Below are 17,774 nucleotides of genomic sequence, written 5' to 3'. Positions count from 1 at the left end.
GCTCAGCCGCCCGCCACCAGCCCGCGCAGCCAGGCAATCACGCCGGGGTGGTCCCACGCGAGGTAGCCCTTGTGCGTCGCCAGCAGGCGGCCGTCCCGATCCAGGATGTGGGTGGTGGGCAGTCCGTCCAGGGCCAGCGCCCGCGCCAGATCGCCCGCACGATCGTGATACAGCGGCAGGTGCCGCAGGCGCTGGCTCCGGAAGAAGGTCCGCAGGTCCGAAACCGATGCCCGATCCGTGGACACGGCCACCACCGCCACGCCCTCGCCGCCCAGAGCCGCCTGGAGCCGGTCCAGCGCCGGCATCTCCCGCAGGCACGGGCCGCACCAGGTGGCCCACAGGTTCAGGACCACCACCTGCCCCCGGAAATCGGCCAGGGAGACGGCCCGCCCGGCGCCGTCCCGGAAGGCCGCCCCGGTCATCACGGCGCCGGATCCCTCCGCCGCCGCGGCGCGCAACAGGGCCGCCGGGTCGCCGCCCCCCGGCCCACCGCGGGCGGAGTCCGTGAGCCAGGACACCGCCAGAAACACGGTGAGGCTTGCAACGGCGAGGCCGATGAGGATGATGGCCCCCAGGATCAGGGTCCGGGTCCTCGGGAGTCGGGTCCAGGCGACGGTCAAGAGTGGGTTCCCCTGATGAATGAGATGGTGACGAAGGACGACGGCAAGACGGGTGACGCGGGCGCCAGCGCCATGTGGGGCGGACGATTCTCCGCCGGCCCGGCGGAGATCATGGCGCGCATCAACGCCTCCATCGGTTTCGACAAGCGGCTGTACCGGCAGGACATCGCCGGATCGCGAGCGCATTGCCGCATGCTGATGGACACCGGCATCATCCCGCGCGCCGACGGCGAGGCCATCCTGACCGGCCTGGACCAGGTGTTGCAAGAGATCGAGGACGGCCGGTTCGTCTTCAAGACGGCGCTGGAGGACATCCACATGAACGTGGAGGCCCGCCTGCGCGAGATCATCGGCCCGGCGGCCGGGCGCCTGCACACCGCGCGCTCGCGCAACGACCAGGTGGCCACCGACTTGCGCCTGTGGACCCGCGACGCCATCGACGGGCTGGACGGCGCGCTTCAGGGGCTGCAACGGGCCTTGATCACCCAGGCCGAGGCCCACGCCGACGCCGTCATGCCCGGCTTCACGCACCTTCAGGCGGCCCAGCCGGTGACCCTGGGGCACCACCTGCTGGCCTACGTCGAGATGGTGGGCCGCGACCGGGGCCGCCTGCGGGACGCGCGCGCCCGCCTCAACGAAAGCCCCCTGGGGGCCGCCGCCCTGGCCGGCACCGGCTTTCCCATCGACCGCCACGCCACCGCCGCCGCGCTGGGCTTCGACCGGCCCATGGCCAACAGCCTGGATGCCGTCTCCGACCGCGACTTCGCGGTGGAGGTGCTGGCGGCCCTGTCGCTGTGCGCCGTGCACCTGTCGCGGCTGGCCGAGGAACTGGTGATCTGGACCAGCGCCCCGTTCGGGTTCGTGCGGCTGTCGGACCGCTTCTCCACCGGCAGTTCGATCATGCCGCAGAAGCGCAACCCGGACGCCGCCGAGTTGGTGCGCGCCAAGACCGGCCGCGTGGTCGGTCATCTGACCGGCTTGCTGATGGTCATGAAGGGCTTGCCCCTGGCCTATTCCAAGGACATGCAAGAGGACAAGGAGCCGTTGTTCGAGGCCGTGGACACCCTGGCGCTCGGCATCGCCGCCATGACCGGCATGATCGGCGACCTGACCGTCCACCGCGACCGCCTGGCGGCCGCCGCCGGGGCCGGCTTCTCCACCGCCACCGACATCGCCGACTGGCTGGTGCGCGCCTTGGGGATGCCCTTCCGCGACGCCCATCACGTCACCGGCGCCATCGTCAAGCTGGCCGAGGCCCGGGGCGTCGGGCTGGAGGACCTGTCGCTGGAGGACCTGCGGACGGTCGAGCCGCGCATCACCGAAGACCTGCGCCTCGACGCCGCCGGATCGGCGGCCGGCCGCGCCAGCGTCGGCGGCACCGCGCCCGATCGCGTGCGCGCCGCCTGCGCCGAGGCCCGGACGCGCTTCCTGGCGGAGGATGGACCGTGAGCACGCGGCGGGCCGTGGCCCTGGCGCTGGCCGTGGCGCTTGTCGGCGGCCTGATCGGCTGTGGCCGCAAAGCCCCCAACCTGCCGGTCGAGGGCGGCAGTTACCCGCGCATCTATCCGGCGCCCGTCGATGCCGCGCCCCCGGCGACGCGGTCGGTCCCGGCCCCCGAAACCCCGGACCAGCGTCGCCAGCGCACCGCGCAGCCCGGCGCCTGACCCCACGCCCGGCGCGTGCCGCGCAGACCCGAGTGAGATCCCCATGCACCACTTCACAGACCGGGACGGTGTCCTGCATGCCGAGGGTGTGCCCCTCACGGCCATCGCCGAGACCGTGGGCACGCCCTGCTACGTCTATTCCACGGCCACGCTGACCCGTCACCATCGGGTCTTCACCGAGGTCTTCGCCGACCTGGGCGCCCGTCTTTGCTATGCCATGAAGGCCAACGGCAACCGGGCGGTCCTGCGCCTGCTGACCGACCTGGGCGCGGGCGTGGACGTGGTCTCGGGCGGGGAACTGGCGCTGGCCCTGGCGGCGGGGGCGCCGGCCGAACGCATCGTCTTTTCCGGCGTGGGCAAATCGGAGGGCGAGCTTGAGGCCGCGCTCCGCGCCGGGGTCCACCAGATCAACGTGGAAAGCGAGCCGGAACTGGACGCCCTGGATGCCGTGGCCCGGCGCCTGGGCGTGCGGGCCCCCATCGCCATCCGCGTCAACCCGGACGTGGACGCGGCCACCCACGCCAAGATCACCACCGGCCGGGCCGAGAACAAGTTCGGCATCGAATGGACCAGCGCCCGCCGCGTGTTCCGCCGCGCCACCACCCTGGAGGGCATCGCCGTCAAGGGAATCGCGCTCCATATCGGCTCGCAGATCCTGGATCTGGCGCCGTTCGAGGCCGCCTTCGGCAAGGTGCGCGACCTGGTGGCGCTGCTGCGCGCCGACGGCGTGCCCGTGGAGCGCCTCGACCTGGGCGGCGGCCTGGGGGTGTCCTATCTCGATGACCACGACGTGCCGCCCTCGCCGGCCGCCTACGCCGAGATCGTGCGCCGGACCGTGGGCGACCTGGACTGCGCCCTGACCATCGAGCCCGGTCGCGCCCTGGTCGGCAACGCGGGCGTGCTGCTGTCACGGATTCTTTATCGCAAGGTCGGCATCACCCGCACCTTCCTGATCGTCGACGCGGCCATGAACGACCTGATCCGACCGGCCATGTACGAGGCCCACCACGCCGTCCACCCGGTGATCGCGCCGCCGCCCGGCACCGACACCATGCCGATGGACGTGGTCGGCCCGGTCTGCGAAAGCGCCGACACCTTCGCCCGCGACCGGTCCCTGCCGGTGTCCCTGGGGGCCGGCGATCTGGTGGCCTTCATGACCGCCGGGGCCTATTGCGCCGTCATGGCCGGCCAGTACAACGGCCGACCGCTGGTGCCCGAGGTTCTGGTGGACGGCGAGCGCTTCCACGTGGTGCGCCGCCGCCCCAGCCTGGCCGAGATGGCCGCCCTGGAGGACCTGCCCCCCTGGATGGAGGAGCGGTAAGGCGTCCCGATCCGCGCCACGCGCGCAGTTTTCCCTTGCGATCGCTCGCGAAACGGCTATGGTCCCCGGCCGTGGCCAACGCACCTGCCCCATGCACCCGCACGGGGGGTGCGTTCGCTTTTTTTGGCAACACGCGTTTTTTCGCGTCACACAGTCGATAACCACAGACGAGGCTTGTTCACACGAAACAAGACCCTTCGGGTTCAACGCTGGTTTGAGGGATCTGGAATCATGCGCTACGCATCCCCCCAATTGGCGGTGAATACTGAAGCGGAGGCCCGCGAAGCCCGAGCAGAGGTAAGATCCGTTCCGTCCATCCGCCTTAAGGCCGTCCCCATCGACGTGCCCCAGGACGACGACAGACTTGACCACTTCATTACCGAGAATGGGCTGACATTCGCGGGACGCCACCTGATCCTCGACCTTTGGAACGCCCGGGGCATCGACGATCTGGACCGTGTCGAACAGGCCATGCGCGAGGCCGTCCGGGTCGCCGACGCCACGCTGCTGCACATCCACCTGCACCACTTCTCGCCCAATGGCGGCGTGTCCGGGGTGGCCGTGCTGGCGGAATCGCATATCAGCATCCACACGTGGCCCGAGTGCGGGTATGCGGCGCTGGACATTTTCATGTGCGGGGACGCCCAGCCCCTTCGGGCCGTGTCGGTGTTTCGCAAGGCGTTTGAGACCAGCCAGTCCCAACTCGTCGAGCACAAGCGCGGCGTGGTGTAGGCGAAACCGCCGTTTTTGGCGACCGCCCATCAACCCACGCCCCGTTGTCGTGACCGCCGCGCCGGTCGCGGGCCTTGATCGCCCGTGACCCGCGCGCGGTGCCCGTGCCCCCGAAGGAGGTGGACATGGCCCCCTATGCCCTGCGCGCGGACCTGATCGATCCCCCCGCGTCCGCCGGCGCGACCTGTCCGACGTTGAGCCTGGTTTCCCGCTCCCCCGACTGGGTGGCGCCCGGACTCACCCGCAAGACCGCCGCCTTTCTGGCCGACCGCCCGCAGACCCCCTGTCTGGTGGTGGATCTGGACGTCGTCGAGGACAACTATCGCCAGCTTCGGACCGCGCTGCCCGAGGCCGCCGTGTACTATGCCGTCAAGGCCAACCCGGCGGCGCCGCTGGTGGCGCGGCTGATCGCCCTGGGCGGGCGCTTCGACACGGCCAGCCTGCCGGAGATCGACCTGTGCCTGGGCCTGGGCGCCGATCCCGGGCACCTGTCCTATGGCAACACCATCAAGAAGGCCCGCGACATCGCCGCCGCCCACGCGCGCGGCGTGGACCTGTTCGCCTTCGACGCCGAGGAAGAACTGCGCAAGATCGCGGACAACGCCCCGGGATCCCGGGTGTTCTGTCGCATCCTGACCGACAACACCGGCGCCGAGTGGCCGCTGTCGCGCAAGTTCGGCTGCTCGCCGGCCATGGCCCGCGACCTGATGCGGCTGGCCGGCCGCCTGGGGCTGGACCCGGTCGGGCTGTCGTTCCATGTGGGCTCCCAGCAGACCGATCCAACCCAATGGCACCACGCCCTGGAGACCTGCGCGGGACTGTTCCGGGACCTGCGCGCCGACGGCCTGAGCCCGTCGCTGGTCAACCTGGGCGGCGGCCTGCCCACCCAGTACGGCCGCCCGGTCCCCGAGGTCGGGATCTACGCCGAGGGCATCCGCGCCGCCGTCGACCGCCTGTTCGACGGTGAGGCGCCGCGCCTGGCCATCGAACCCGGGCGCGGCCTGGTGGGCAACGCCGGGGTGCTGGAAACCGAGGTGGTGCTGGTCTCCCGCAAGGACGCCGGCGAGGAACGCCGCTGGGTCTACCTGGACGCCGGGCGGTTCAACGGCCTGGCCGAAACCGAGGGCGAGGCCATCCGCTACCCCATCACCACCGACCGCGACGACGACGGCGCGGGCACCGGCCCGGTGGTGCTGGCCGGCCCCACCTGCGACAGCGTCGACGTGCTTTACGACAAGGCCGGGATACGACTGCCGCTGTCGCTGACGGCCGGCGACCGGCTGCGGCTGCTGTCCACCGGGGCCTACACCACCACGTATGCGTCGGTCGGCTTCAACGGCTTCGCGCCACTGGAGGCGCATTACCTTTAAAGATGATCCCGAGCGATGTGGCCCAGGTCGTCACGCCGGGTTTTCGTCCATGCCACAGCGTCGGAGCATGCCGTGTGACCCCGACTCACGCGGCATGCTCCGGTGTCCGCATGACGAGAGGCCAGCGCGGCAGGCGGGCCAGCCCCTCATCCTCCTCTTGCCGCCGGGAGAGGACCCGCGCGAGACCGCCGCCAACGTCGGACCTTCTCGCGCGGTCACACGTCCGAACGGGTCACGCAAGCACGTCGATGCCGCGCATGCCGCGCGGAGCCAGCGACGCGAACTCCTGCTGGGCGGCCTCCACGCTTCCGGCGGCCAGGGCCGTACCCAGATCCTCCAGCCGATCCCGGAGCGAGTCCGCCGTGGAAGCCGCCTGATTCTCCTCTTCGATCTCCGCCTGCCGGCTGTCCAGCAGGGCCAACAGGGCCGTATAGGCATCCTGGGCGCTGGCCAGATCATCGCTTTGCAGCGCTTCGGCCAGGCTGCTCAAGGCATCCGACTCCTCCTCGGACAGATCCGCAGAGGGTGGAGGCGGCGGAGGCGGAGGCGGTCCCTTCGGGGCTCCCGCCGCAAACGCCGATTGCGCCGCGCCCAGATCCCCGACGTCCAAGGCGGATCCGACCTCGGCCAACATATCGACCATGTCTTGAAACGCTGGCGTAGACGTCCCCGCTCCCTCCTGACTCTCCTGAAGGGCCGTGACCGTCGCGTAGGCGTCCTTGGCGGCGTCCAGATCGTCGCCGCTCAACGCATCCTTGAGGGCCTTCATGGCCTCTCGCATTTCCTGGCCGGGACCGGACAGAGACCGAGACGGCATCGTGCCCGCCAACCCGGCGGTTGGATCGATTCCGGAGATGGACATGGGTGCCCCTTTCGTTCCCATCATGTTGCGCGCGTCCAAGGGCCACGCCCGATGCGCGCGCGCCAAGCACACGGGCCGTACTCCTTGGGACGCCCGGACCGGGGCGAGTCCTGCGCACGTTATCGTTTTTTTTCTGTGGGAGGCGTCTCTGTGTCAGGCTTTTTAGTATCAGGGACGGAATCGCGCCAAGCCCCGCCTGCCCTCCGGCGACATGTGGGTGGTGGCCTCGACGATGATTGCCTGCATGCTCCCATGCAACGCCATCATATGCGCATCCATGCGGGCAAACGCCGCCGCCAGAGCCTCCGGGTCGAACGGGTCTTGCCTGAGGGCTTGGGCCACGGCCTTGTGAAGGGCTCGACCGGACCGCTCCTGGGCCTCCACCTCCGCCCGGCGCGCCTCGAACACCGCGCGCAGGATGGCCGCATCGGCCTCCGGCAGATAGCCGGTCATCCGATCGATCACCCGATCGATGGAGGGCGGAGGCGGCCCGCGCGGCGGGTCCAGAACCCCGCGCAAGACGAAACCACCCAGAAACAGATTGACGCCCAGCGACAGAATCAGGGCCAGCCAGAGAACGCGGCCCATGGAAGGTGAAGTCATGGCATCCACCAGATCAGGACCGACTCAAGGACGATCGGCGCCTGCGACATCGTGGATCCAGCCTGCCGAGTCAGCAGATCCGGATCCCCCGCCAGATAGCCGATCAGTCCCATAACTGCCAGAAAGCCAGCCGTGGCCACCCACGGAGGGGGACGAGCGGACACCGGCGCCGGCACCGCGCCGATGGTTCTCAGGGCGGCCCTGTCGCCATCCAGCCCGCTCTCGATGGCCCTGCACACACGGTCCGGATCCACCATATCGGTGACCGACCGGCCGGCGGCGTCCAGGCACCGATCCAAGGCCGCCGCCCGATCCAGCACGACCCGTGCCTCGGGAGCGATGGCCAGCAGCATCCGGGCCTCGGCGCGCTCCGCCTCGGGCCAGCGACCGAGCTGTCCTCCATGAAGATCGGCGAGACGCCGGAAGCGCGACATCCTCATGGCCTGTCCCTTTCGTTCTTCCGTCCCCGCGCCCGCGCCGTCGAGCGCTCGGGCATGTCCAGGCTTTTGCGCACCGCACGCCGCGCCCGCACCAGCAGGCTTTCCATCGTCGAGACGGAAACACCCAGCACCTGGGCACTCTCGGCGCAGGTCAGACCTTCGTAACAACATAGGCTCAGGGCCGCCTTCTGGCGATCCGGCAGGGCGGCGATGGCCGCCTCGGCGCGCGCCGCCAAGTCCCGCGCCTCGGTTTCCGCCTGTGGATCCGGGCCGGAATCGGGAACCTCCAGCGCCGCGTCCAGAGGTTCGAACCGCCGCTTGCGACGATGGGAAATCGCGCGGTTCACGACGATCCGGTAAAGCCAGGTGCCCACCCTGGCCCCGTCGCCTCTCCAGTCGGACGCGTGGCGCCACACCTGAAGAAGGCTCTCCTGCACGATTTCCTCGGCGTCGTGGGCATTGCCGACGATGCGGGCGGCGACACGCAGACACCCGGGCACATGCCGGCGCGTCAGACACGAGAACGCGCCGCGATCACCCGCCGCCACCTCGGCCATCAGGGCGTGGTCGTCCAGCGCCTCGTAACGATGCGTCGCGATAACGGTCCTCGCTTCCCTGGATCGTGTCCCGCCGGGCGGCCTCCCCGCCTCCCGCGACCGTGCCTCCCGTGACCGGACTGTCCCGTGCCGAACCCTTTTCATGATATTGGACGCACGAACAGGGGCACTCCTGCGCTCCACTGGGAAAAAATTGCCGGGGTCCGGACCCGCGCGGACCGGCCCGCCATATTCGATTGACACGATGGTTAAGGCACTATACTTTAATGCCTCCAAGGTGCGATGAGGCAACCAGCCCCCACGACATCAAGACCGTGCGAGGCGACGGGCGCATCTGACGCGCGAGCTTGGAACGTCCTATAATTCCGGATTTTTCCGCGCATCCCCCCATCCTCGGTCGCCGTACGGGCGATACAGGACCGACGATCCCGAGAGGCAAACGATGATGCCACAGTCCTTTTTCGGTCTTTTTGTTAAGCAAATTAATTATGAGGGCCATGGCACGGCGGACCGGACCGGCACGGCGGCACCCCGCCTTGCCGCGATCGTGGGAGCCCTGGGCATCGCCGGCCTGGGGCTGGTCGGCGTCATCGGAGTCCCCACGACCCCAGGCCACGCGGAACGGACATCGCCACCCCCCGGGACGTCCCCCGGGACGTCCCCCGAGACATCTCACGGGCTGGCCCCCGTGCCCATCGCCCGCCCGGTGCCGACGGCCATCGTCGAATACCAGCCCGCCGCCCATGTGCGCGCCTTCCCCGGCAGCGTGCGCGCGGCGCGCCGCGTCGACCTCGCGTTCTCGGTACCGGGCGTGCTGGAAGCCCTGAATGCCCAGGAAGGCCGCAGCCTCGGTCAGGGCGCCGTGGTCGCCGCGCTGGATCAGCGCGACTACCAGAACGCCCTGGACGCGGCCGAGGCCCGCTACGTCAAGGCCGAACGCGATCTGGTGCGCGCCCGTACCCTGTGGGACAAGCGCGTCGGCTCGAAGGCCAGCTACGAGGATGCCCAGGCCGCGCGTGACATCGCCCTGGCCGAACTGCGCATCCGCGAAAAGGCCCTGGAGGACACCGTCCTGCTGGCTCCGTTCGACGGCCTGGTGGCGCGGCGCCATATCGAGACCCACGAGCACATCGAGGCCAAGCAGACCATCGTCTCGTTCCAGGACCTGTCGTCCATCGAGGTGGTGATCCAGGTTCCCGAGCGGGTGATTGCCCACGGTGGACCGGAGGAAATGGGCGCCCTTCGGGTCCGTTTCGACGCCGATGACTCCCGCTGGTTCGAGGCCGCCGTGCACGAGTACAGCGCCCAGGCCGATCCCGTCACCCGCACCTACGACGTGGTGGTTGCCCTGGCCCCGCCGTCGGACCTCACCGTCTTCCCCGGCATGACCGCCACCGTGCAGGCCCGGATCGACGGCAGAACACCGCCACCCAGGGCTCCGGCCCCGGCGCTGACGCGCATCCCGGTGGAAGCCCTCTGGCGCGGCCACGACGGCCTGTCCTATGTCTGGGTGATCGACCCCGACGGCAGCACACCGGCGAAACGGCGGGTGGAGGCCGTGGCCCTCGTCGGTGACGGTGTTCAGATCCGCGACGGGCTGACGCCGGGCGAGCACGTGGCCACGGCCGGCCTGCACAGCCTGCGAGAGAGCCTTTGGGTGCGGCCCATGGTGCCCGGCGCCCGGGGGCTTGACGGATGATCAACCCCGCCGCCATCGCCATCCACCATCGCGCCACCCTGTTCGTCATGATCGTGCTGATCGTGCTGGGCGGGATGCTGGCCTATGGGTCCCTCGGCCGCCTGGAGGACCCGGAGTTCACCATCAAGGAAGCGGTGATCTACACCCCCTACCCCGGCGCCACGGCCGAACAGGTGGAATGGGAGGTCACGGAGCCCCTGGAGACCGCCATTCAGCAACTCAAGCAGCTGAAGGAGGTGCGCTCCCAGTCCCGGGCGGGGCTGTCGATCATCTTCGCCGAAATCCAGGAGACATACGACAAGGAGACTCTGCCGCAGGTCTGGGACGAACTGCGGCGCAAGGTGACCCACGCCCAGACCGCCCTGCCGCCGGGGGCCGGACCGTCCGACGTCAACGACGACTTCGGCGACGTCCATGGCGTTCTGTTCGCCGTCACCGGCGATGGCTACGCCCCGGCCGACCTGACGGAGGTCGCCAAGGACCTGCGCCGGGAGTTGCTACTCTGCCAGGACGTGGGCCGGATCGACCTGTGGGGCCTGCCCACCGAGGTGATCTATGTGGAGGTGGACCGCGCCAAGCTGGCGCGGCTGGGCCTGGATCCGCAGGTCATCTTCGATGCCATCCGCCACCAGAACACCATTGCCGAGACCGGCAAGCTGGCGGTGGGCGCCCAGGACGTGCGGCTGCGCGTCACCGGCGACTACGCCACCGTCGCGGATCTGGGTGACCAGTTGATCGGCAGCGGCCCGAACGGCCGCCTGATCCACCTGAAGGACATCGCGAGCATCGAGCGCGCCGACCGCGACCCGCCCGACGCGGTGCTGCACTGGAACGGCCAGCAGGCGGTGGGGTTGGGCATCTCGACGGTCTCCGGCGGCGATGTCATCGCCATGGGCGACGCCATCTCCCAGCGCCTGGACGACCTGACCGCCCGCATGCCCGTGGGGATCCAGATCCACGCCATCGCCCACCAGTCGGAGACGGTCAAGACCGCCGTGCGCGGCTTCGAACTCAGCCTGGGCGCCGCCGTGCTGATCGTGGTCGGCCTCCTGCTGGTGTTCATGGGCCTGCGCGAGGGGTTGATCATCGGCGCCGTGCTGCTGCTGACGATCCTGGCGACCTTCCTGGCCATGCACGCCATGGGCATCACCTTGCAGCGGATCTCGCTCGGCGCGCTCATCATCGCGCTCGGCATGCTGGTGGACAACGCCATCGTCGTGGCCGAGGGCACCGTCATCAAATCCCATCAAGGCAAGACCCGCGTCGAGGCGGCCATCGAGACCGTGCGCGAGACCCAATGGCCGCTCTTGAGCGCCACCGGCATCGCCATCCTCGCCTTCGCCGCCATCACCCTGTCCAAGGACATGACCGGCGAGTGGCTGAAGAGCCTGTTCCAGGTCATCTGCCTGTCGCTGGGCCTGAGCTGGGTGTTCGCCATCACGGTCACCCCCGCCCTGTGCGTGGCGCTGCTGCCCAGTGGCAAGACCGATCATGGCACGCCCCATGTCAGCCTGTTCTACCGGGCCTACCGCCGCTTCATCGGCGCCTGCATCGATCACCGCTGGATCAGCCTGGCCATGGTGGGCGGTCTGTTCATGACCGCCCTGTGGGGGTTCGGTTTCGTCCGCCAGGACTTCATGCCCGACATGAACCGCCCGCAGATCACCATCGACGTGCGCATGCCCGAGGGCACCCACATCGACCGGACGACTGCCGAGGTCGCGGCCATCGACGCCTACGTGCGCACCCTGGAGGGCGTGACCGACGTGGCCGCCTTCGTCGGGCGCGGGCCGTTGCGGTTCCTGCTGACCTACGAACCCGAGATGCCCAACAGCGCCTACGGCCAGCTTCTGGTCAGTCTGGATGACTATCAGCGCATCCCGGGCATGAAGGCCCACCTGACCCCGTATCTGGAGAACCACCACCCACGCGCCATCACCAGCGTGGACGCCTTCAAGCTCGGTCCCGGCGGCGGCGCGGTGGTGGCCCGCCTCAGCGGACCCGATGCCGACGTGCTGCGGTCGCTGGCCGACCGGGTCAAGGAGGCCATGTGGGCGAACGACAACAGCCGCAGCGTGCGCACCGACTGGGGACGCCCGGTGCCGGCCCAGACCCTTCGCCTGGCCCCGGCGCGCTCGCGGGAGATCGGCGTCACCCGACCAGACCTGTCCGAAGCCCTGGCCATGACCGCGTCGGGCATGGTCGCCGGGGTCTATCGCCACGACGAGGACCTGTTGCCCATCATCGTGCGTCCGCCGCGCGACCAAAGGCAGGGCATCGACAGCGTGGGCAATGTGCAGGTCTGGAGCGAGTCCCAGGCGCACTGGAGCCCCGTCGATCAGGTCACCGATGGTCAGAGCCTGCGGTGGGAAACGCCGGTGATCCACCGTCTCAATCGCGCGCGGGTGTTGCGGGTCTCCTGCAAGCAGAAGACGGGCACCACCGATGGTCTGTTGCGGGAGTTGATGGGACCGATCGAGAGCATCCCCTTGCCCGAGGGCTATACCCTGCACTGGGGCGGCGAGCACGAGGAGCAAGTGGAGGCCAACACCAAGCTCATGTCCAACGTGCCCATCGCCTTCACCGCCATGTTCCTGATCTCGGTCATGCTGTTCAACTCCCTGCGGCACCCCCTGATCATCTTCCTGGGCCTGCCCCTGGCGGTGATCGGCGTGGCGAGCGGCATGCTGTTGGCGGACAAGCCCTTCGGCTTCATGGCCATGCTCGGCTTCCTCAGCCTCGCCGGCATGCTGATCAAGAACGAGATCGTATTGCTCGACCAGATCAACCTTGAACGCGCGGCGGGGAAGTCCCCGTATCAGGCGGTGACGGACGCGGCGGTCAGCCGCGTGCGGCCCGTCTCCATGGCCGCCCTGACCACCGTTCTCGGCATGACGCCGCTGCTGTGGGATGCCTTCTTCGCCCCCATGGCGGTGACCATCATGGGCGGCCTGACCTTCGCCACGGTGTTGACGTTGGTGGTCGTGCCGGTGCTCTACAGCACGTTCTTCGGCGTTCGGCGGGAGGCGGCGGCGAACAGGAAAGCCGCCGCGCGCGCGGCCCGCGCAAACTGACGGCTTGTCCCGATCCAGGATCGCCGGCGTTACCCCTCCGCCACCGTGGCCAGGTCGTGCATCAGCCGATGCAGGCCCTGGAGGCGACGGGCCGCGTCGTGCCAGTCCCGCTTGCAGACCAGCTTGTGGTCGGGGCGCAGCTTCACGGTGGCGACGTTCCTGCCGATGAACTGCACCAGCCCGCCCGGGTTGGGGAAGTCGTTGCCCCGGAAGGCAATCACCGCGCCCTTGGGGCCGGCATCGATCTTCTCGGCGTTGGCGCGGCGGCAGAGCACCTTGATCGAGATCACCTTCAGCAGGTTCTCCACCTCGCCCGGCAGCGGACCGAAACGGTCGATCATCTCGGCGGCCAGGGCCTCCACCTCGGCATCCTCGGTCACGTCGGCGATACGACGGTAGAGCGACAGCCGCACCCCCAGGTCGGGCACGTAGCCCTCGGGAATCAGGATCGGCGAGCCCAGGGTGATCTGCGGCGACCAGGTGTCGTCCGCCGCCTCCATCCCCTCGCCGGAGCGGGCGGCGGCCACGGCCTCCTCCAGCAGGTGCTGGTAGAGTTCGATCCCCACCTCTTTGATGTGGCCCGACTGTTCCTCACCCAAAAGGTTGCCGGCGCCGCGAATGTCCAGGTCGTGACTGGCCAGCGTGAAGCCCGCCCCCAGGCTGTCCAGGGTCTGCATCACGTCCAGGCGCTTCTCGGCGGCCTTGGAGAGTTTCCGGTTGGGACGGATGGTCAGATAGGCATAGCCGCGCGCCTTGCCGCGCCCTACCCGGCCGCGCAACTGGTACAACTGCCCCAGGCCGAACATGTCGGCGCGGTGGATGACGATGGTGTTGACGCGCGGCATGTCCAGGCCGCTTTCGATGATGTTGGTGGCCAGCAGGACGTCGTACTGACCGTCGGCGAAGGCGGTCATCACGTCTTCCAGTTGCTTGGCCGGCATCTGTCCATGAGCCACCGTGACCCGCACCTCGGGCACCAGGGCGGCCAGTCGGTCGGCCACCTCGTCGATGTCCGCCAGCCGTGGGCAGACATAGAAGCACTGCCCGCCGCGATAGCGTTCGCGCAGGACGGCCTCGCGGATCACCACCGGGTCGAAGGGCAGCACGAAGGTGCGCACCGCCAGCCGGTCCACGGGCGGCGTGGCGATCAGGCTCATCTCGCGCACGCCGGTCAATGCCAGTTGGAGCGTGCGGGGGATGGGCGTGGCCGAGAGCGTCAGCACGTGCACGTCGCTCTTCAGCTGCTTGAGGCGCTCCTTGTGGGCGACGCCAAAGTGCTGCTCCTCATCGATGATCAGCAGACCCAGGTTCTTCAGGCGCACCGACTTGGCCAATAGGGCATGGGTGCCGACCACGATATCCAGGGTGCCGTTGGCCATCTCCGCCTTGACCGCCGTGGACGCCTTGCCGGTGACCAGCCGCGACAACTGACCGATGCGGATCGGCAGGCCGGCGAACCGCTCCTGGAAGGTCTTGAAGTGCTGCCGCGCCAGCAGGGTCGTCGGCACCACCACCGCCACCTGCACGCCGGTCATGGCGGCGACGAAGGCGGCCCGCAAGGCCACCTCGGTCTTGCCGAAGCCCACGTCGCCGCAGATCAGCCGGTCCATGGGCTTGCCGCTGGTCAGGTCGTCGATGGTCTCGGCGATGGCCTTCACCTGGTCGTCGGTCTCGGCATAGGGGAAGCGGGCGGCGAACTCGTCGTACAGCCCCTCGGGCGGCCCCATGGCCTCGGCCTTGCGCAGATGGCGGGCGGCGGCCACCTGGATCAGCTTTTCCGCCATGTCGCGAATGCGGTTCTTGAGCTTGGACTTGCGCGCCTGCCAGCCCACGCCGCCCAGCTTGTCGAGATGCACCCCGGCCGTCTCGGTCCCATAGCGGGAAAGGACCTCGATGTTCTCCACGGGAACGAACAGCTTGTCCTCACCCGCGTAGATCACGCGCACGCAGTCGTGCGGCGCGCCGCCCACCGTGAGCGTTTCCAGGCCGTCATAGCGGCCGATGCCGTGATCCACGTGCACGACCAGGTCACCCTCGGTCAGCGCCCCGGCGTCGCGGATGAAGGACTCGGCCTTGCGCTTCTTCTTGGGGGGACGGGCCAGGCGGTCGCCCAACACGTCCTGTTCGGCGATCACCGCCAGGTCGGCGTTCTCGAAGCCGCGGTCCAGCCCCAGGGCCACCAGGGCCACCGCGCTCTTGTGGGCCTTGGCGAGGTCGGCCCAGGCCTCGACGGTCGCCACCGGCGCCGCGCCGTGGTCGCGGATCAGCCCCCCCAGGCGGTCCCGCGACCCCAGGCTGCGCGCCGCCAGCACCACCCGCTTGCCCGCCGCCATGCGCTCGCCGGCGTGCAGGCCCACGGCCGCGAACAGGTTCTCACCGGGCCGGGCGCGGATATCGGCGAAGTCGCGGCCCGGGCGGCCCTCCATGTCCAGGGTGTTGGGCGCGGCCTCGTCCGGCGCATAGGGGGACAGGTCCAGGCAGCGCGGCGCCGTGGCCAGCACCCGCCGCCAGTCCGCCTCGGTCAGGTAGAGGCGATCGGGTGGCATCGGATTGTAGATCAGGCCGCCCTCACCCGTCGTTCCGGCATCGGCGATGGAGCGGCGGGCGTCGTGGTACTCGGTGATCTGGTCCCAGCGCGCGGCGCGGGCGGCGTCGGCATCCGGATCCAGCACCACCACCGCCTCGGGTATATAGGCCAACAGGGTGTCCATGCCCTCGTGGAACAACGGCAGCCAGTGTTCCATGCCCGGGAACGCCTGGCCGGCGGAGATGGCCTCGTAGAGCGCATCCTCCCGGTGCGGCGTGCCGAACAGCTCCCGATAGCCAGAGCGGAAGCGGGCGATGGACGCCTCGTCCAGCGCCAGTTCGCTCATGGGCTTGAGCACCACGCGCGCCAGGTCCCCGGTGGTGCGCTGGGTGACGGCATCGAAGACGCGGATGGATTCCACCTCGTCGCCGAACAGGTCCAGGCGCAAGGGGTCCGCCTGGCCCGGGGGAAACAGGTCCACCAGGCCGCCGCGCACGGCATACTCGCCCGGCTCCATGACCTGATCGGCGCGGCCGTACCCGGTCCGCCCCAGGTACAGCAGCAGCGCCTCCAGGTCCACCGACTCGCCCTTGACCAGGGCGAAGGCATCGGCCGACAGGGCCTCCCGGGGGGGGACCCGCTGGCTGGCGGCGTTGACGGTGGTGACCACCAGAAGCGGCGCCGAGGCCGCCTGGCCCGGCGGCAGGGCGGCAAGCGTGGTCAGGCTCTCCAGGCGCCGCGCCAGGATATCGCGATGGGGCGAGACCCGGTCGTAGGGCACGCAGTCCCAGGCCGGGACCTCCAGCACCGTGACGTCGGGGGCCAGGAAACGCGCGGCCTCGGCCACCATGGCCAGGCGCACGTCGTCGCGCGCCACGTGCAGGATGGACAGGCCCTTGCGGGCGCGCGCCATGGCCACCAGCACCAGGGCATCATGCCCCTCGGGCATGCCGGCGAGGGTGGTGCGGCCCTGGGTTTCGAACAGGGCCTTCTCGATCTGTCGTTTGAGCACGGGTCAAGACTTCGGTTGTCAGGATCGGCGTCGGCCACCAACCCGCCAGGAACCCCGGAAACGAGTGCACTGATCCGGACAAAGGATGCAGTCTGCATTTTTATTGTCTGGATCGGTGCCCCAAAAACGATGTTCTGTGCAGAGACATTTGCATTCAAGGGTGAATCCCTTGAGGGCGTCGCTGCACTAGCGCGGGACAGGCAAGCGGTACGCCTTCAAGGCCGCCATCACCGGCGTATCGTGCTCCGCCGGGATCGGCTTGCGGTCGAACAGCCAGTCCAGGATATCGGCGTCGGGCACGTCCAGCAGGGACTCGAACTGATCCAGTTCGGTCTCGCTCATGCCGGCGACGTTTTCCTCGGCGAAACCGCCGACGATGAGGTCGGTCTCCTTCATGCCGCGCAGCTTCGCCCGGTAGAGTATCCGCTTGCGTCGATCGTCCATGGCCTGCTCCCGGTGCCCGTCGCGACGGATCGCCCCCGCCGCGTGTCGTGTTATATCGGGTACCAACGCGCCTGTCAGCCGACCGAATTATCTTGCGCAACACACTAAACTTTTGGATGCTCAGCACACCGCACCCTACCTCATAGCCTTAAAAAGCCCGGCATCATGTAAGCGCAGCCAAAATGTGATGCTTTAATCAGATTCAACCAAAAAAACAATCTTTCGGTTATTCGCCGACACCACGTTGATAATAATATCCCTGAATCTTATCTTTGGCTGCTCCTTATCATAACTAAGGTCTTGAAAGAATGCCTGTCGGGCCGTATTGCTTGAGGTGTACTCTCTGTAAACAAGATGTATAGTGGAATCTGATATTCCACTATAAATGATCTCGAAGTTTTCCTTACCCGAACCTACATTTTGGCCGGAATATTCGCTCCGAAATTCCATTCTTGCTGATGACGGGACTAGCCGATAAGCCTCGTGCACATACTTCATACCTGAAAAATGATGATATGAGGCTAGATGATCATGGATACGACCATCACTACTAACAAGAGCTGCGAATCGCGTCTGTCCCACGAACTGACCGTAGAAATGCCCGGCTAACCCACCGTAAGCGTCAAGCTCAACGATACTATACTCGCTCCCCTCCACTACTGTACTTCCAATGACTTGGTATGGCCTCCCTTTCTGTGCAGACAACCCTCCAAAAGTTTGTTCTAGCCTAAAACTCATGGTTGGAACAGCTACAAAGGCTTATCCCTTTGCTTCCGGTGCGATCAACATATCGTAGGTGATGGGGCCTTTGGTGGTGACGATTCCCAGGAGGGATCGAAAGGCTGCGTG

14 protein-coding genes are annotated in these 17,774 nt (G+C 68.3%); 7 read left to right on the top strand and 7 right to left on the bottom strand.

Annotation, left to right across the window (positions count from 1 at the left end):
- Nucleotides 1–2: 2 nt before the first annotated feature.
- Entirely contained in the window at nucleotides 3–620 is a 618-nt protein-coding gene (locus GGD89_RS01545; protein WP_184042347.1) for a TlpA disulfide reductase family protein, read from the bottom strand.
- A gap of 24 nt (nucleotides 621–644) precedes the next feature.
- Here GGD89_RS01545 and argH point away from each other — a divergent pair, with 24 nt between their 5' ends.
- The 5 genes from argH to GGD89_RS01520 all read left to right on the top strand — a co-directional run bounded on the left by argH (nucleotide 645) and on the right by GGD89_RS01520 (nucleotide 5,707).
- Entirely contained in the window at nucleotides 645–2,069 is a 1,425-nt protein-coding gene (gene argH / locus GGD89_RS01540; RefSeq protein WP_221238284.1) for an argininosuccinate lyase, read from the top strand.
- Nucleotides 2,066–2,284, top strand: a complete 219-nt coding sequence (locus GGD89_RS01535) for a hypothetical protein (protein ID WP_184042346.1) — start codon at nucleotides 2,066–2,068, stop codon at nucleotides 2,282–2,284. Before argH ends, GGD89_RS01535 begins: the two co-directional genes overlap by 4 nt.
- 43 nt (nucleotides 2,285–2,327) lie before the next feature.
- Nucleotides 2,328–3,605: a diaminopimelate decarboxylase gene (gene lysA, locus GGD89_RS01530; RefSeq protein WP_184042345.1), complete on the top strand. Its 1,278-nt coding sequence runs from the start codon at nucleotides 2,328–2,330 to the stop codon at nucleotides 3,603–3,605.
- A 231-nt stretch (nucleotides 3,606–3,836) separates the two neighbouring features.
- Complete coding sequence (gene speD / locus GGD89_RS01525) at nucleotides 3,837–4,337, top strand: adenosylmethionine decarboxylase (RefSeq protein WP_184042344.1); 501 nt, start codon at nucleotides 3,837–3,839, stop codon at nucleotides 4,335–4,337.
- Between the two features lie 125 nt (nucleotides 4,338–4,462).
- The gene (locus GGD89_RS01520; protein WP_184042343.1) at nucleotides 4,463–5,707 is read left to right on the top strand and encodes a type III PLP-dependent enzyme; all 1,245 of its coding nucleotides are present in this window, start codon (nucleotides 4,463–4,465) and stop codon (nucleotides 5,705–5,707) included.
- Nucleotides 5,708–5,939: 232 nt separating this feature from the next.
- Here GGD89_RS01520 and GGD89_RS01515 read toward each other — a convergent pair whose 3' ends face one another.
- From GGD89_RS01515 to GGD89_RS01500, 4 genes are all read right to left on the bottom strand, one after another.
- Entirely contained in the window at nucleotides 5,940–6,476 is a 537-nt protein-coding gene (locus GGD89_RS01515; RefSeq protein WP_184042342.1) for a hypothetical protein, read from the bottom strand.
- 261 nt (nucleotides 6,477–6,737) lie between these two features.
- On the bottom strand, nucleotides 6,738–7,172 hold the full coding sequence (locus GGD89_RS01510) for a periplasmic heavy metal sensor (protein ID WP_184042341.1): 435 nt from the start codon (nucleotides 7,170–7,172) through the stop codon (nucleotides 6,738–6,740).
- Entirely contained in the window at nucleotides 7,169–7,612 is a 444-nt protein-coding gene (locus tag GGD89_RS01505; protein WP_184042340.1) for a hypothetical protein, read from the bottom strand. Before GGD89_RS01505 ends, GGD89_RS01510 begins: the two co-directional genes overlap by 4 nt.
- Complete coding sequence (locus tag GGD89_RS01500) at nucleotides 7,609–8,169, bottom strand: sigma-70 family RNA polymerase sigma factor (RefSeq protein WP_246422248.1); 561 nt, start codon at nucleotides 8,167–8,169, stop codon at nucleotides 7,609–7,611. The genes GGD89_RS01505 and GGD89_RS01500 overlap by 4 nt, the downstream gene beginning before the upstream one ends.
- A 688-nt stretch (nucleotides 8,170–8,857) precedes the next feature.
- Between GGD89_RS01500 and GGD89_RS01495 the strand changes: the two genes are divergently transcribed.
- Together GGD89_RS01495 and GGD89_RS01490 are read left to right on the top strand one after the other, a co-directional pair.
- Nucleotides 8,858–9,868, top strand: coding sequence for an efflux RND transporter periplasmic adaptor subunit (locus tag GGD89_RS01495; protein ID WP_184042338.1), 1,011 nt, complete (start codon nucleotides 8,858–8,860; stop codon nucleotides 9,866–9,868).
- Nucleotides 9,865–12,942, top strand: a complete 3,078-nt coding sequence (locus tag GGD89_RS01490) for an efflux RND transporter permease subunit (protein WP_184042337.1) — start codon at nucleotides 9,865–9,867, stop codon at nucleotides 12,940–12,942. The genes GGD89_RS01495 and GGD89_RS01490 overlap by 4 nt, the downstream gene beginning before the upstream one ends.
- A 29-nt stretch (nucleotides 12,943–12,971) precedes the next feature.
- Here the strand turns inward: GGD89_RS01490 and mfd are convergent, their stop codons facing one another.
- Nucleotides 12,972–16,418 (bottom strand): transcription-repair coupling factor, encoded by a 3,447-nt coding sequence (gene mfd / locus GGD89_RS01485; protein ID WP_184042527.1) that lies wholly within the window; start codon nucleotides 16,416–16,418, stop codon nucleotides 12,972–12,974.
- A gap of 249 nt (nucleotides 16,419–16,667) precedes the next feature.
- Entirely contained in the window at nucleotides 16,668–16,925 is a 258-nt protein-coding gene (locus GGD89_RS01480) for an FAD assembly factor SdhE (RefSeq protein WP_184042336.1), read from the bottom strand.
- Nucleotides 16,926–17,774 lie beyond the last annotated feature (849 nt).

This window comes from Roseospira visakhapatnamensis, assembly GCF_014197915.1.
In the GTDB taxonomy this organism is placed as follows: Bacteria; Pseudomonadota; Alphaproteobacteria; order Rhodospirillales; family Rhodospirillaceae; genus Rhodospira; species Rhodospira visakhapatnamensis.
Note: the sequence above shows the minus strand (reverse complement) of the source record. Positions and strands in the feature narration are given on the sequence as shown.